This window comes from Paracoccus yeei ATCC BAA-599 (assembly GCF_000622145.1).
GTDB classification, from domain to species: domain Bacteria; phylum Pseudomonadota; class Alphaproteobacteria; order Rhodobacterales; family Rhodobacteraceae; genus Paracoccus; species Paracoccus yeei.
Map to the genome: position 1 here is coordinate 1 of NZ_JHWH01000022.1, position 15,262 is coordinate 15,262.

At 67.9% G+C, this 15,262-nt stretch carries 15 protein-coding genes; 2 read left to right on the forward strand and 13 right to left on the reverse strand.

Translation table 11 applies throughout. The features are described from left to right. Positions 1-295: 295 nt before the first annotated feature. The 4 genes from BU28_RS0112890 to BU28_RS26350 all read right to left on the reverse strand — a co-directional run bounded on the left by BU28_RS0112890 (position 296) and on the right by BU28_RS26350 (position 3,778). Positions 296-955 (reverse strand): recombinase family protein, encoded by a 660-nt coding sequence (locus BU28_RS0112890; protein WP_028719847.1) that lies wholly within the window; start codon positions 953-955, stop codon positions 296-298. A gap of 1,231 nt (positions 956-2,186) precedes the next feature. After that, positions 2,187-3,056 (reverse strand): hypothetical protein, encoded by an 870-nt coding sequence (locus BU28_RS25490; protein ID WP_143809731.1) that lies wholly within the window; start codon positions 3,054-3,056, stop codon positions 2,187-2,189. 339 nt (positions 3,057-3,395) lie between these two features. Further along, the gene (locus tag BU28_RS26345) at positions 3,396-3,554 is read right to left on the reverse strand and encodes a hypothetical protein (protein WP_233145023.1); all 159 of its coding nucleotides are present in this window, start codon (positions 3,552-3,554) and stop codon (positions 3,396-3,398) included. Continuing rightward, positions 3,545-3,778, reverse strand: coding sequence for a putative periplasmic lipoprotein (locus BU28_RS26350; protein ID WP_233145022.1), 234 nt, complete (start codon positions 3,776-3,778; stop codon positions 3,545-3,547). Before BU28_RS26350 ends, BU28_RS26345 begins: the two co-directional genes overlap by 10 nt. 415 nt (positions 3,779-4,193) lie before the next feature. Between BU28_RS26350 and BU28_RS0112905 the strand changes: the two genes are divergently transcribed. Further along, the gene (locus BU28_RS0112905) at positions 4,194-4,544 is read left to right on the forward strand and encodes a RidA family protein (RefSeq protein WP_028719848.1); all 351 of its coding nucleotides are present in this window, start codon (positions 4,194-4,196) and stop codon (positions 4,542-4,544) included. Here the strand turns inward: BU28_RS0112905 and lpxB are convergent. From lpxB to BU28_RS0112945, 9 genes are all read right to left on the reverse strand, one after another. Further along, positions 4,519-5,679, reverse strand: coding sequence for a lipid-A-disaccharide synthase (gene lpxB, locus BU28_RS0112910; protein ID WP_028719849.1), 1,161 nt, complete (start codon positions 5,677-5,679; stop codon positions 4,519-4,521). The two genes, BU28_RS0112905 and lpxB, sit on opposite strands and share 26 nt — an antisense overlap. 85 nt (positions 5,680-5,764) lie before the next feature. Beyond that, on the reverse strand, positions 5,765-6,562 hold the full coding sequence (locus BU28_RS0112915) for an LpxI family protein (protein WP_028719850.1): 798 nt from the start codon (positions 6,560-6,562) through the stop codon (positions 5,765-5,767). A gap of 10 nt (positions 6,563-6,572) precedes the next feature. Continuing rightward, complete coding sequence (gene lpxA / locus BU28_RS0112920; protein ID WP_028719851.1) at positions 6,573-7,358, reverse strand: acyl-ACP--UDP-N-acetylglucosamine O-acyltransferase; 786 nt, start codon at positions 7,356-7,358, stop codon at positions 6,573-6,575. Further along, the gene (fabZ, locus tag BU28_RS0112925; protein WP_051578186.1) at positions 7,351-7,842 is read right to left on the reverse strand and encodes a 3-hydroxyacyl-ACP dehydratase FabZ; all 492 of its coding nucleotides are present in this window, start codon (positions 7,840-7,842) and stop codon (positions 7,351-7,353) included. Before fabZ ends, lpxA begins: the two co-directional genes overlap by 8 nt. Before the next feature lie 62 nt (positions 7,843-7,904). Beyond that, positions 7,905-10,013 (reverse strand): membrane protein, encoded by a 2,109-nt coding sequence (locus BU28_RS0112930; RefSeq protein ID WP_028719853.1) that lies wholly within the window; start codon positions 10,011-10,013, stop codon positions 7,905-7,907. Beyond that, positions 10,010-10,849 (reverse strand): DUF4159 domain-containing protein, encoded by an 840-nt coding sequence (locus BU28_RS26720; protein ID WP_314182347.1) that lies wholly within the window; start codon positions 10,847-10,849, stop codon positions 10,010-10,012. The genes BU28_RS0112930 and BU28_RS26720 overlap by 4 nt, the downstream gene beginning before the upstream one ends. Next, the gene (locus BU28_RS22955) at positions 10,846-12,786 is read right to left on the reverse strand and encodes a BatA domain-containing protein (protein WP_332908364.1); all 1,941 of its coding nucleotides are present in this window, start codon (positions 12,784-12,786) and stop codon (positions 10,846-10,848) included. The genes BU28_RS26720 and BU28_RS22955 overlap by 4 nt, the downstream gene beginning before the upstream one ends. Next, positions 12,786-13,655, reverse strand: a complete 870-nt coding sequence (locus BU28_RS0112940; RefSeq protein ID WP_028719854.1) for a DUF58 domain-containing protein — start codon at positions 13,653-13,655, stop codon at positions 12,786-12,788. Before BU28_RS0112940 ends, BU28_RS22955 begins: the two co-directional genes overlap by 1 nt. Further along, positions 13,652-14,653: an AAA family ATPase gene (locus BU28_RS0112945; protein ID WP_028719855.1), complete on the reverse strand. Its 1,002-nt coding sequence runs from the start codon at positions 14,651-14,653 to the stop codon at positions 13,652-13,654. The genes BU28_RS0112940 and BU28_RS0112945 overlap by 4 nt, the downstream gene beginning before the upstream one ends. Positions 14,654-14,715: 62 nt before the next feature. Between BU28_RS0112945 and BU28_RS0112950 the strand changes: the two genes are divergently transcribed. Beyond that, positions 14,716-15,261: a DUF1285 domain-containing protein gene (locus BU28_RS0112950; protein WP_028719856.1), complete on the forward strand. Its 546-nt coding sequence runs from the start codon at positions 14,716-14,718 to the stop codon at positions 15,259-15,261. Position 15,262 lies beyond the last annotated feature (1 nt).

Sequence of the window (15,262 nt, forward strand, 5' to 3'; positions counted from 1 at the left end):
GGCCCCGTGAAGCTGAAACACATGCTTCGCAAGATCGAGCCCGATCGTGGTAATCTCCGACATGACCTCTCCCCTCTGTGGATCGTCCCAGACCCACCCTGGCACAGCGAAGCCGTCGGGGGGGCGGTCACATCATCAGAGCCCGTCCAAGGTAGAAAAAGATTGTTCGGTGTCCATGCTAGCCTCGCAGTCATCACGCCGCATCAGGGCATTACACACGCGAGGAGGCAATCTAGCTTTTCAGCACCCCTGCTGCGGCTCCATAGACCCCGAGTGAGTCAACCTGCGGAGAATGCTAGCCCAGCCTCTCAAGGACCCTGGCGACCTGCGCGGGGTGCCATTCTCCGCCCCTTGCAGTCCCCACGCCGGCCTTGTTCAGCGCCTCTGCAATGGCCCTCAGGGTCGCGCCTTGGGCCCGCATGGGTTCCACGATGTCCGCAACCTGCCTTGCCCGCTCCTGGGCGTTGCGCTGGATGGCTTTGTTCCGCTCGGCTGTCTTGTCCCGGAGCCCCCCAAGCTTCGTTCCCCGCGCCTTGGTGGCCTCTAGGGCGGCCTTGGTGCGAAGCGAGATGAACTCCCGCTCCTGCTCGGCCAGGGCTGCGTAGATGTGAAGCTGGAACTTGTCCGCGTAGGGCATGGACGCGACCCGCAGGCAGACCCTCTTGTCGTCCAGCAGGGAGGCGATGAAGGAGACCTTTCGGCTTAGCCTGTCGAGCTTCGAGACGAGGAGTTCAGAGCCGGGCATGGCGCGGACCAGGGCGAGAGCTGCGGCCAGTTGGGGGCGGTCATCGTCCTTGCCGGTCTGGACGTCTCGGTGCTCGGCAATGATCTCATAGGGTTCCTCTGAGAAGCGCTCTAGGAAGATCGCAATGTCGCGCTTCTGGCCTTCCAAGCCGAGGCCGCTTTTGCCCTGCTCGGCGGTGCTGACGCGGGTGTAGACCACATATCGTTTCATGAGACAGATAAGCTCTCGCTGGTGAACAGATAGCCTTAGCCGGGGTCTGCTGGACCCGCGCCGCCTCGGGGTCGGTAGGACGGTCTATGGATAGAAATCCAGGGGTACCGAGCCAACACATTAGTCAGCATTACTGACCTATTGAAAAAGGGGCCTGTCAGTAGGGCGGTCGCATCCAAAGGGCCAACATGCCCACGAGGAACCAGATAGCGACGATGCCCCAGCCGATCATTTGCGGAAGTTCCATGCTTCTTCTCCCCTCAAAAGCCCTTTGGTTACAGCCTGATAGACCGTTTCAAAGCCCTGCATACGCCATTCCGTTTCAAATGTCAACGTTGGTTGTGGATGTTACATGGCAATGCGGCCGGCTCTTCTGCGCCGGTGCATCCCAGGCGAAGCCCAGGCCAAAGGCAGCGGATGGTCGGGCGCGGTAGCCATTCTGTGGGCGCAGGGGCGATGCGCGGGAGCCATAACCGCGCGGGGGCACGGGGGGTGCGCGGGGTTCAATCCTGTCGAGGGTGGGACCTCGGATTTTTCCACCAAATATCCGCAAGACCCCTTGATGGCGACGAGGCGCAGCCGAGGAGCTGTCAAGGGGTGGACGAAGATCCTCATAACATTGAACAGCCTAATGAGGTTCCTGGGAGGGAGGGGGTCGGTGGGAGGGACCCCTTGAGGACCCTACCTCATGACATTGAACAGCCCTACTATACCCCTGTGTGTATCTTTCAGGGATCGTAGGGGCTATGGTAGGGGGTAATTAGATCTCCCCCTCCCCACCCCATGTGAACCCTGGTAGGAGCTATGGTAAGGAGTAACAGAAGCCTTTCCATCTCCCCCGCCCGTCCAGCCGGAACAACCACTCCCAACCAGCCACCCTCTTCACAGAGGCCGTAGAGACACCAGGAGCGCCTTCCTGCCATCCTCCGCCCCAGCCCACGACAACCACCAGACGCCCGCTCAGTGGCCCTCCTAGCGCCTCTCGGGCCATTCCCAAGCCTAACCAGAGGCCCTTATGGGCTCGCATGTGATTTTCTATCGGGACCCTAACGAGAGCCGGGGTGTGTTCCGAGTGCGTAACCAGCGGCAGAACGCGGACGGGAACCTCTAGGAGGCCCGAGAGGGGCACCCCTGCGCTTTCATGGGGGGAGAGCACTGGGAACGCTGAGAAGGCCGCTACAAGCCCCTGTCAGCGCGTCTGGAGAACCGTCCTTGTGACTACGCACAAAAATCAGCATCGGCCGATTATCTCTACGACTTGCACCCCTAAGCTGTTTTTCAGAGAGCATAGATTCTTCGGGAACGCTTTCCCCACAACCAATAACACTTCAATGGAATGCTGCGTCCCATTGAAGCCGCGTTCCGCCTCCATCACCGCACGATATTTCACGCATTGAAACAGTCCGCGCGTTAGGTCTACCTCATTGGAAATCTTTGACTTGACTTCTATTGCAACATGTCGCTTGTGGGTGCGAAATAGGATATCGAGCCTGTCTCCAGACGGTAGCGGAGCCTCTATCGCCCCTAGGCCAAAGCTGTGGGGCAGTCCAACAACACCAGGGTTTGTCGCCACATACTCCTTTAGTCTGCGGTGCTCCTCGCCTTCGCCACCGCCAGCGCTGTTACCAGTTTTGGCTCGTTCTATGATACTCGCTGCACCTATCGTGACGGGGGTAAGATCGCAGCTCTTCAGCACATCGAACCAGTAAGGATACGCATAGATCTCGTGCCAATAGGCATCAAGATATGCCCGCCTTTCAGCCAGAGATAACCGTTGATACTCCTTCATTCTCTTTGCCAAGAAACCGTCAAAGCCTTCCCCAGGAAGCCGACTGCGCTGGTTTATTACGAGTGATTGAATATGAGGAATTTCACCCCAATCGGAATCCTCAGACAGTTCATTTAGCGTGACACCGACACTACCCAAAACATGATTCAGGTTTCGCGGGTTTGACATTCCAAGTTCGTCGGCCAGCGCTTCGTAGAATATAGGCTCACGGGATCGGGCCTGACGCACAAGTATTGGCAAGGCTTTCCTCGCGCGAACCTGATATAATTTATTACCGAACATATTCTCGGTTTGCATCGCTGTCTCGGCCATTTTGCATCCTCGCGTTTGGTATTCTGTAATACCGCGCCACCTCTCAACGGTGACTGACAGTTCGCATAGGAAACAGCGGGGCCGCCCGCAATGGCGCAACTGAGATTCCGCCCCGCAGTTGCTCGCATGACCCGCTCAGGAGCCTACACACAACACTTACACACAGCCCTTGCAAAACGCCAAAAATTATTCAATAAAAACAAGATATAACAACGCCGTCCGTCGAGTTCAATCCTCTCTCACAGCACCATCCCTTCCCCATTCAGCCGTCCGGCCTTATAACGCTTCATCCCGCCGGTCCGGCCAGCGGGACGCATTGCGCTCGGACGTCAGGAAAACCTAGCGTCGGCACTCCAGCTGGACTTTTACCGAATTGGGGACCAGTTCCAGCATGGCGCCCGTACCGGCATCCACCCCGGCGCCGATGATGCCGCCGACCAGGACGTTGCCCGCCATTGCTGCCCCGCCGCCGCCCGACACGCGGTTCGTCACATGCACATTGACAGGCTTGCAACCTTCCTTGCTGACCACGAGATTCGCTCGGACTTTCGCGGCAGCTTGAAGCTGCAGGGTGTGCCGTCGCAGCTTTGCCCGTTGCTCAGCTTGACCTGAGCCGCCTGGGGCGTGGATTCCACCACGAGCACGTCATTCGTGCCGCGGGTAATGGTGGCGCAGCCAGCCAATGAAAGGGCCGCCATCACGACCGAAAAACGAAAGATCATCTCAATCACCTCCTGAATGCAGCCGTTATGGCACCGGCCCCAGCCGAGGAAAACTATTTAAGATGTTGAATTAAATGAAATATTATATAAAGTTCCAGCGTTAAGGATTAATGCGCACCGCCCGTCAGGAACTTCGCCCTGCTGCCGGGCGTTTGGCCGACAACACATGGATCAGGAAAGGGCGAACCCATGAAAGGCATCGTTGCCTGGCTGCTCGGCGTGCCGATCGTCGTCATCATTCTGTTTTATCTGACGGGTATTTTCTGACCTACGATGTCCCCCATCGGAATGCGACTGCGCCCGGCGACCTGTCGCCGGGCGTTTCGCATGTCGGGCAGGCCATTGAACGCGGCGGCCGGCTTTGGCATGACGGCCCTGCCCCGGCATCCGCCGGCCAAACCCCGAAAGGATTCCCATGTCCCAGATCGAACGCATCGGCACCGGCCCCCGCATGAGCGAGGCCGTCATCCACAACGGCACCATCTATCTGGCCGGCCAGATCGCCAATCCGGGCGCTTCGGTGACGGAACAGACCCGCGGCGCCCTGGCCGAAGTCGACCGGCTGCTGGCCGAATGCGGTTCGGACAAGACGCGCATCCTGTCGACCCAGATCTGGCTGGCCGACATGTCCACCTTTGCGGAAATGAATGCCGTCTGGGACGAATGGGTGCCCCAAGGCCATACGCCGGCACGCGCGACGGGCGAATCGAAGCTGGCGACGCCCGACTACAAGGTCGAAATCATCGTGGTCGCGGCGCAGAAGTAACCGCCGCCATGACCGAACGCGCGGCGCGCAGGCCAGGGGCCTCGCCGCCGCGCCCCAGGCGCTGCATGGTCAAGGCCATCGCCGCATGCTGCGCCTGCCTCGCCTCGGGATTTTCCAGCAGATCGAACAGCGCCTGCGACAGCAGGCCGGGAAGGCAGCGGCGGCCCAGATATTCCGGCACGGCGCGGGTTTCGCTGACCAGGTTCACCAGCGTCACCGTATCGGTCTTCAGCAACAACCCGATCAGCAGGCGGCTCAGCGGCGCCACGTCATAGCCGATCACCATCGGCACGTCGTTCGCCGCAAGATCCAGGCTGACCGTGCCCGAGGCCGCCAGCGCCAGGTCGGCTGCGGCAAAGGCCGCGCGCCGCGCCTCGCCCTCGACCACCACGGGGGCCGAGGGCCAGCGCCGGGCCATGTCCCGCACCAGTTGCGAAACGCCCCTGACGGTCGGCAGAACGACCCGCACCTCGGGCACGCGGTCGCGCAGTCGAATCAGCGCCTCGTCGAACCGGGGGCCCAGCCGGCCCACCTCGCCCCGGCGCGACCCGGGCAGGCACAGCAGCAAGGGCGCATCGGGGGCGATGCCATGGGCGTCGCGAAAGGCCGCCGCCTCGGCGGGGCCGGCCACGGGTTCGACCGCGATGGGATGACCGACGAAATCGCAGCTCATCCCAGCCGCCTGCATGTAAGGTGGCTCGAAGGGCAGGATGGCCAGCACATGGTCGATGACGCGGGCCATCTTCTTCGCCCGCCCGGCCCGCCAGGCCCAGACCGAGGGCGCGACGTAATGGATCGTGCGCAGATCCGGGCACAGGGCCCGCGCCTCGGCGACGACCCGCAGGCAGAAATCGGGGCTGTCGATGGTGATCAGCGCGTCGGGCCGCGCATCGGCCACGGCCTGCGCGGTCTGCCGAATGCGGGCCTTGAGCTGGCGGTATTTCGGCAGCACCTCGACGATGCCCATGACCGACAGTTCCTCCATCGGGAACAGGCTGGCGAGCCCTTGGGCCGCCATCGCCGGGCCGCCCACGCCCAGAAACTCTGCCATTGGATCAAGGCTTTTCAGCCCCGCCATCAAGGGACCGCCCAGATTGTCACCCGAAGGCTCGCCCGCGATCAGGAAGAATTTCATGACATGGCTCCGGACGCGCGGCCCGGAGATGGGTATTTGAAAAACGGTGAGACCATAGGGTTTTCACTGTTTTCCAAATACCCGCTCACGGCCGCGACCACAGGAACAGGCCCGCCTGTTCAGCGCGGGCGATGGCGTCTTCCCGATCCAGCAGGATGACGCTGCCGGCCTGCCAGGCGATGCCGCCCAGGCCCGCCTCGGCGGCTTGGCGCACGGTGTCGGGACCGATGGTCGGCAAGTCGATGCGGCGGTCCTGACCGGGCTTCGGCGCCTTGTAGAGCACCCCGCGCGGCCCCTTCGGATCGGGCTTGAGACCGGCGTGGAGCCGCACGAAGTCCAGCATCGCCTGGGTGCCCGGCAGCGCCTCGACCGCCAGGCACAAGCCTTGCGCCACCACCGCGCCCTGCCCGATGTCAAGCGCGCCAAGGCCCTGGACGATCTCGGCGGCGCGGGCGGCATCCTTCTGGTCGCGGGGCGTCGGTTCGCCTGCCAGAACGCCGGCACCGGGAACCAGCCCAGGCAGGATCTGGTCGACCGAGGCGATGGCGATCCCGGCCTCTTCGAAGACATCAAGCACCGCGCGCAGGGCGGCATCGTCGCCCGACTGCATGCCCATCAGGATGCGCGGGACGATGGCCATGGTGCGCGGGTCGAACAGGTCGGGCTCGATCCGGGGGCGGCGGATGGCCCCGGCGAAGACCGCCCGAGTCACGCCCTGTTCGGCCAGTTCGTCCAGAAAGGGCACCAGCCGCTCCAGCCGGAACGGCTTGGCCTCGACCTGGGGGTGCAGATGGTCCAGCGCATAGACCAGCGGCCGGTCCAGCGCAGCGGCGATGGCGGGGGCAAGGCTGCCCTCGCCCGCGATCAGGGCGGTGCGGCTCATGGACGGGCTCTCATGGATGGGGCGCCAGGAAGCTGCGGTCCGAGGGACCCAGGATGAAGTCCAGCACTTCCTGCACCATCGGCCCGTTCGGCCCCTCGGCCATGTGGCGGGCCGTGTCGCGGAAGCTGCCAGAGCCCAGCTTGCCCAGCATGTCGCGCAGCGCGTGGATTTCCTCCCGCGAGGCGCCGCGGCGCTTGAGGCCCACCAGGTTCAGCCCGTCCAGATGGCCGCGCGGGCCCTGCACCAGGCCAAAGGGAATCACGTCCGCCGTCACCATGCAGACCGCGCCGATCATCGCGCCGCGCCCGATGCGCACCCATTGGTGCACGCCCGAAAGCCCGCCCACGATCACGTCATCCTCGAGGTGGCAATGCCCGGCGACCGAAGCGTTGTTGACCAGGATCACGCGGTCGCCGATCTGGCAGTCATGGGCCACATGGCTGCCCGCCATGAAAAGGCCGTCGTTCCCGATGCGGGTGACGCCGCCGCCGCCCTCGGTCCCGGGGTTCATGGTGACATATTCGCGGATGCGGTTGCGGGCGCCGATCTCCAGCCGGACCTTTTCACCGCGGAACTTCAGGTCCTGCGGCACCTCGCCGACCGAGGCAAAGGGAAACACCACCGTCTCGTCGCCGATGCTGGTGTCGCCGGAGATCACGACGTGCGATTTCAACACCACGCCGCGGCCGAGCTTCACCTCGGGACCGACGACGCAGAACGGGCCGATCTCGCAATCCTCGCCGATCACGGCGGCGGGGTCGACCACGGCCGAGGGGTGGACCCGGGGGTCAGCCATTGTCGCCACGGTTCAGCATGGCCATGACCTCGGCCTCGGCGGCAAGCTGGCCATTGACCATGGCGCGCCCCTCGAACTTCCAGATCTTGCCGCCGCCGCGCAGCGTGGTCATGTGCAGTTCCAGGACGTCGCCCGGCACCACCTTCTGGCGGAAGCGGCACTTGTCGATGGACATGAAATAGGTGCCCATGCCCTTGCCGGCCAGATCCAGGCTGACGCCGACCAGGACGGCGGCGGCCTGGGCCATGGCCTCGATGATCAGCACGCCGGGCATGACGGGTTCCTGCGGGAAATGCCCCTCGAAATGCGGCTCGTTCGAGGTGACGTTCTTGACGCCCACGCAGCTTTTCATGGGCACGATGTCGCGGACCCGATCCACCAGCAGGAAGGGATAGCGATGCGGCAGGATCCGCTTGATCGCGGCCAGATCGACTTCGGTCGGCGGGATGTAGGCGGTCTCGGCGTCGTTCTGGGCGGCGGCCATGCGGTCCCTCGTGAAATGGTTTCCATTTGCCTAGCAACGGGGCGCGGGCTTGGCAAGTTTGCCTATGCCGCCCGGCCCCTGCCCCAGCCGCGCCCCTCGGCCAGCCAACCGACCAGCGCCAGCCCCGCCACGATGCAAAGCCAGGCCCAGCCGGGCAGCAGGGGCCGATGCGTCACCCCCGACACCGAGGCGGCGCCACGCGGCGTGATGCCGATCCAGTCGCCGCCCACGCCCTGGCCATGCGCGGACCGCCCCTCGCGGACGGTGCGCAGGGTCGGAATCCCATCCGACAGGCGCAGGACGGCGCCCTGCGTCGCCTGGACCAGGGGCGCCACCACCCGGTCCGAAGCGACGGTTTCCTCGAACTCGCGGGGCGCGGCGGGGCCAAGCGCCAGGATGCGGGTGATCTCGCCCTCGGCCAGGCGGTAAAGCCCGGGGCCGGGCGCGGTCCAGCGCGCGGCGAAGCGGCCGGGGCCGGTCTGGGCCAGGGCGATCTCCTCGGTCCGGCCGTCGGGATAGGTGATGCGGACCGGCCCGACCTGCTCGGCCATGGTGCGGCGGGTGATCGTCACGCCAAGGCCGGCCGAGACATCGGCCAGCAGCGCCTCTTCCTCAAGCTCGGGTTCCTTCATCGACCAATGGGCGATGCGGCGCAGCAGTTCCAGCTGCGGCCCGCCCCCTTCGAAGCCGCGCCCCCACAGCCAGACCTGGTCCGAAGTCAGCAGCGCCACCCGGCCCTTGCCCACCCGGTTCAGGATCAGCAGCGGCTGGTCCTCGGCCCCGGTCATCACCACCTGGGCGCGCGGGTCGGGGATCACCTGGGACATGCGCAGCCAGCGGCCCCAATGGCTGTCGCTGCCCTCGGCCGGCGCGCCGGTCAGGCCCGCCGTGACCGGATGGCGCCGGCCTTCGTCGGTCAGTTGCGGCAGGAACGGCTGATCATAGACCCGCCCGGTCGGCCGGCCCGGGATGATCGCCCCCATCGGCGACAGGTTCAGGCTTTCAACCGAGGACATCTCGGGCCCGGCCGAGACCAGGATGGCGCCGCCCTCTTCGACATAGCGGCGGATGTTGTCGTAGTATTGCGGCGTCAGGATGCCCCGCACCCGGTCCCGGTCGAAGATGATCAGGTCGAAATCGCGGATCCGCTCCATGAACAGTTCCTGCGTGGGGAAGGCAATCAGCGACAGCTCGTCGACCGGCACGCCGTCCATCTTGTCCGGCGGCCGCAGGATGGTGAAGTGGATCAGGTCCACGTTCGCGTCCGACTTCAGCAGGTTGCGCCAGGTCCGCTCGCCCGCGTGCGGCTCTCCCGAGACCAGCAGCACGCGCAGCCGGTCGTGCACCCCCTGGATCTGGACGGCGGCGGCATTGTTGCGGTCGGTCAGTTCCGGCACGGCGCCCCCGGGCGCGTCGAAGCCGATCGAGACGACGTTCTGCCCCGCGTGCTCGGGCACCACCGGCAGGTCCAGCGTCACGCCGGGCGGCAGCTCCAGGCTGCGGCTGTCCGCGCCGTCCAGCTGGATGCGCAGCCGGGCGGGGCTGGCGGCGACCTCGGGCGGGACAGCGCCCTGGTCCTCGACGCGCAGGCGGATGGTGACGGGCTGGCCGATCAGGCCAAAGGCCGGGGCTTCCTCGATCACCAGGCGGCGGTCCCAGTCGGCCGGCTGGCCGGTCGGCAGGACATGGACCGGCGCGGGCGCGGTGCCGGGCATCTGCGCCGCGTCATGGGCCAGCCCGTCCGTCACCGCGACGACGCCCGCCACGCGGGTCTGGGGTTCGGCCGCCAAGGCCTTGGCCAGCGCCGCGCCCAACAGGGTGCCGTCATCGTCGTCGCCCAGCGTGACGCGGCGGATCTCGGTGTTCGGCAGGGCCTCGATCTGGCGCGAAAGCGCCTGCACCGCCTGGTCGGACTGCTCGGCCCGGCCCGGCAGCGACTGGCTGGCGCTGCGGTCGTCCAGCAGGATGACGATGTCCGAAAGCGCCTGGCGCACCCCCGATTCCAGCGCGGGCCCAGCCAGCGCAAGCGCCGCAGCCAGCCCCGCGAGCCCGCGCCAGAACCAGCCGCGCAAGCCGCGCCACAGCGACCACAGCGCCACCAGCAGTCCCAGCGCAGCCACCGACGCAACCAGCGGCCAGGGCAGCAGCGGGTCAAAGCTCAGGCCCGTCATTGGGTCACTTCCTCGGCGCGCAGCCGGTCAAGCAGGGCTGGCACATGCACCTGGTCGGATTTGTAGTTCCCGGTCAGCACATACATGATCAGGTTGACGCCGAAGCGGTTCGCCATCTCGCGGTTCTCCTCGCCCTCGAACCCCGAGCCCATGCTGAACATCGGCAGGCCGTTCTGGTCGACGGCCCAGGCCTCGGCCCAGGCATTGCCGCCGATGATGACCGGAGAGACCCCGTCGTTGAGGTTGCGGAACGGCACGCCCTCGGCCGCCTCGGCGCCGGGGGGCGGGGCCTCGGCCCAGACGTCGCGCCCGCTGTAGCGGCCCGGGAAGTCCTGCAGCAGATAGAAGCTGCGGGTCAGCACATGGTCGGCCGGGATCGGCGCCAGCGGCGGGATGTCCAGGGGCGCCGCCAGCCGCTGCAGCGCGGCCGAACCGTCGGGCCCGCCCAGGCCAGCGATATCCCCGTCGCGGGTGTCGAACAGGATCACGCCGCCCGATTTCAGGAAATGGTTCAGCCGCACATAGGCCTGCGGCGTGGGCGAGGGCTGGCTGTCCGTCACCGGCCAATACAGGAAGGTCAGCAGCGACAGGTCGTCGCGGTCCAGGTCGATGCCGATGGGCTCGCCCGGTTCGACCGTGGTGCGCTGGGTCAGCACCTGCGAGACGCCGCGCAGCCCGGCTTCGGAGGCACGGTCCACATCGGCATCGCCCGTCACGACATAGGCCAGCGCGACCTCGTCCGCGGCGCGGATCAGGCGCGGGTCCGGGTCGTCCTGCGCAAGGGCAGGCCAGGACCAGGCCAGCAAGGCCACAAGGATCGGGATCAGGCGTTTCATGCCAAAGCCTTTCCTGGGCCGCGGCCCCGCGCAAGCCAGGCGCTGCCCAGCGCATCCAGAGCCAGCAGCAGCACCGCCAGCGCGATCAGCCAGCCGCGCAGATCGACGCCGGGGGCCTGGGCCTGCGCCTCGACCATGGCGCCGGGCCAGTCGGCCGGGCCCTGGGCTGCGACCAGCGGTCCGCCCGCGTTCAGTGCGGCTACCCGTTCGCCCGCCCGGTACAGACCGGCGGGCGCGCCGGGCGCCGGGCCGCGCGCGAAATCGGCGCCCGCCACCGGCACCGGGTCCTGCGGGTCCCGCACCTGGCCGAAGCCATCCAGCACCTGCACCGGCGTCCAATAGGTGTCCGCCGAGGGATCGGGAGCGGCCGTCGCCCCCGACCCGGCACGGGCGCTTTGGACCAGGCGCTGCAGCATCTCGACGAACAGGCCCGACAGGGCGAGGTTCGACCATTCCGCGTTGGCCGTGGTGTGAAACAGCACCACCTGCCCTTCGCCCAGGGGCGCGCGCGTGACCAGGGGCGTGCCGTCGGTCAGCGCGGCCAGCGTGCGCGGGGCCAGGTCGGGCGAGGGTTCGGGCAGAAGCTGCGCACGGACCAGCGCGTCGGCCGGAATCGCAAGACCCGCGAACGGCCCTTCGGGGGCGAAGGGGGCAAGGCCGCGCGGATCGCCCCAGCTCAGCGCGCCGCCGATGTCGCGCCCGCCCGCCCGCAGCCGGACGGGCAGCAGCGGCTCCTCGGCCAGCCGGTCGGACGCGGCCATGCGCGGTCCGGCAAAGCGGATCAGCAGCCCGCCCTGGTCCACCCAGCCCTGCAGGGCCTCGGCCTCGGGCAGGCCGATCTGGTCGGCCAGCACGATCACGTCGGGCGCGGCCTGTAGCACATCCGCCGCGCCCCCTTCGATCAGGTCGGTCGAGGGGGCCAGCGCCCGGCGCAGGTAATGCATGGGCGACAGCAACTGCTGGCCCTCGCGCGCGGCGCTGTCGCCGACCAGCGCGACCTTGCGCCGGCGCAGGGAATCGTCGGCCAGCACCACCGCCCCGGCCGCGCTCTGCCCGTCGATCTGAAAGCGGGTGATGCGGTTGCGCAGTTCGGAGGGCAGGTCGATGGGCACCAGCCGCTCTCCCGCCGCCGCCGCGACCGGGGCGGCCAGCGGCTTCAGCCGCGCCAACTCACGCGGCGCCCCCTGCGGGTCGACGCCATAGGCGATGACATCGGGTGCCGCGGTTCCGGTCGTACGCAGCCGCAGCGCGGGCCGGTCCCCCGGCACCGATTGCAGGGACAGGCGGGGGCCGTCGGGCGGTGCCACGGTGACCGCGCCCCGCGCCGCCAGGGCCGACAGCAGGGCGGCGCGGCCGGGATGGTCCAGACCGTCCGACAGCCACAGCACCGACAGGCCCGACGGCGCCTGCGACAGCAGCGCGTCAAGGTCCGAGGGATAGCGCGTCTCCCATGGGGCGGGCTGGACGGCGCGCAGTTGCGCGGCCAGCTCGGATGCCGGCAGGAACGGCAGCGTGGCGCTGGCCCGGCCATCCGCGACCAGCAGCGCGGCCGGCTGGCCGTCGCGCGCGGCCCGGTCCACCGCCTGCAAGGCGCGTGTCTGGCGCTGCGGCCAGTCGGGCGCGGCGGCCCAGCCCGCGTCCAGGACGATCAGCAAAGGGCCCTGCCCCGCCGGATCGGGCGCCGGTTTCCAGACCGGGCCGGCAAAGCCCAGGATCAGCGCCGCGATCGCCAGCATGCGGATCAAGAGCAGCCACCAGGGGGTATGCCGTGCCACCGGGCGGGCATCGCGCAGGCCCAGCAGCAGCCGCGTGCCGGGAAAGCGCACCAGCCGGGGCGAGGGCGGCATCGCGCGCAGGATCAGCCACAGCACCGGCAGCGCGGCCAGCGCCGCCAGCAGCCAGGGCGTTGCGAAGCCAAGAGGACCCAGGACCAGCATCAGCCCTCCAGCACCGACCAGAGCCACAGAAGCGCCTGCGCGGGCGGCGCGGCGGTGTCATGTGTGCCGAAATGCCAGCCGGCGGTCCCGGCGGCGCGGGTCAGCGCGGCGCGCCGCTCGGCCAGTCGGGCCAGATAGGCGGCGCGCAGCCCCCCCGCATCGCGGGTGTCGTGCCTGAGCGCCCCCGAGGCCGAACGGAACAGCACCGCCCCGCCATAGGGAAAGGTCTCCTCGTCGGGGTCCAGCACCTGCAGCAGTGCGCCCCGGACGCCAAGACCGGCGGCCCGGTCCAGATAGGCCAGGATCGGCGCCGGGTCGCCCAGGAAATCGTCGATCAGCACGATGCGCTGGCCGGGGCGCAGCGCCTTGGCCGGGGGCGTGTCCTCGTCCGCGGGCAGGGGCGCGCGGGCGACCAATGCCTCGGCGATCCGGTCGGCCTGCATCCGGCCCGGGCGCGGCGGCTGGCCGGCCAGGGCCACGCGCTCGCCCCCCGCCAGCAGCCCCAAGGCCAGGGCAAGCGCCAGCAGGGCGGCGCGGTCGCGCTTGGCCGGCCGGTCGGCGCCGCCCGAGAAATCCATGCCGGCAGCGGCCGAAACCCACAACACCGCCGATTGCGCCACCTGTGCCTCGCGGTCGCGGACGAACTGGCCGTCCGAGCGCGCCGACCGGCGCCAGTCGATGCTGCGCGCGGTGTCGCCCTGGGTCGCGGGCCGGTATTGCCAGAAATCCTCGCCCGCGCCGGCGCGGCGCTGGCCATGCGCGCCGGCGGTTAGGCTGGCCGCCAGCCGTTCGGCCGACAGCATCAGCGCCGGCAGGGCGGCCGAGGCGGCCTCCGCCCCCGCGCGCAGCTGATCGGCCGAGGGGCTCACGCTGCGGCCTGCATCCGGTCGCCCAGCAGCCGGGCGATGACGCCCTCGACCGTCTCGCCCCGGGCGCGGGCGGCAAAGCTCAGCGCCATGCGATGGCGCAGGACGGGGGCGGCCATCGCCTCGACATCGTCGAGCGTCGGGGCAAAGCGGCCGTTCAGCGCGGCGCGCGCGCGGGCGACCAGCGTCAGTGCCTGCGCGGCGCGCGGACCCGGCCCCCAGACCAGCGTCTCGGCAACCCATGCGGGGGCCTCGGGCGCGCCGGGGCGGGCGGCGCGCACCAGATCGAGGATGGCGTTCAGGACCGATTCGCCCACCGGCATCCGCCGGATCAGCGCCTGCGCCTGGATCAGCCCCGCCGCGTCGAAGACGGCATGGGCCGCGCCCTGTTCCGTCCCGGTGGTCGCCAGCAGGATCGCGCGTTCCGTGTCGCGGTCGGGATAATCCACGTCGATCTGCAGCAGGAAGCGGTCAAGCTGCGCCTCGGGCAGGGGATAGGTGCCTTCCTGCTCGATGGGGTTCTGGGTCGCCAGCACATGGAACGGGCGACCGAGCGGGCGATGCTCGCCCCCGATCGTCACCTCGGCCTCCTGCATCGCCTGCAGCAGCGCGGACTGGGTGCGGGGGCTGGCGCGGTTGATCTCGTCGGCCATCAGAAGCTGGGTAAAGACCGGCCCCTGGATGAAGCGAAAGGCGCGGCTGCCGTCGGGGCGCACGTCCAGCACCTCGGACCCCAGGATGTCGGCCGGCATCAGGTCGGGGGTGAACTGCACCCGCGCGCTGTCGAGCCCCAGCACCGTCGAAAGCGTATCGACCAGCATGGTCTTGCCCAGGCCCGGCTGGCCCACCAGCAGCGCGTGCCCCCCCGACAGGATCGCCGACAGAACCTGTTCGACGACGGCATGCTGCCCGACGAAGCGCCGCTCGACGCTGGCCCTTGCATCGCCAAGCCGGTTGGTCAGCGACTGGATTTCAACGACGAGTTTATCATCCTCGGCCATGACAACGCCTCTTTTCTGATCTAGGACAGCATAGGATGGGCGGCAACGGGGCTCCACTGATAATGGTTCGCAAGACTGACAATCCTGTGAGCGATGCGGCAGGGATCGCCGCGGCGGCCGGCCGTGCCTCGAAAAAGGGCCCGCCGCCGGTGCACCTGTGGGACCCGCCGTTCTGCGGGGATCTGGACATGGAGATCCGCGCCGACGGGACCTGGTTCTATCAGGGCAGCCCCATCGGGCGGCCGGCGATGGTGCGGCTGTTCGCCTCGATCCTGAAACGCGAGGGGGACGAGTATTTCCTGGTGACGCCCGTCGAAAAGGTGCGCATCCGCGTCGTGGACGCGCCCTTCGTAGCGGTGGATGCCGAGATCGGCCCGACGATCATATTCACCACCAATGTGGGCGACCAGGTGACCGCGGGTCCCGACAACGCCATCCAGATGCGTGGCACCCCCGAGGCGCCGCGTCCCTATGTCCACGTCCGGCGCGGGCTGTGGGCGCTGATTGATCGAAAGACATTTTATCGACTGGCCGATGTGGCCGCGCCCGATTCCCATGGGCGCATGATTCTGCACTCGGGTGGGGAAACCTTTCCGCTGGAGCCCTGAC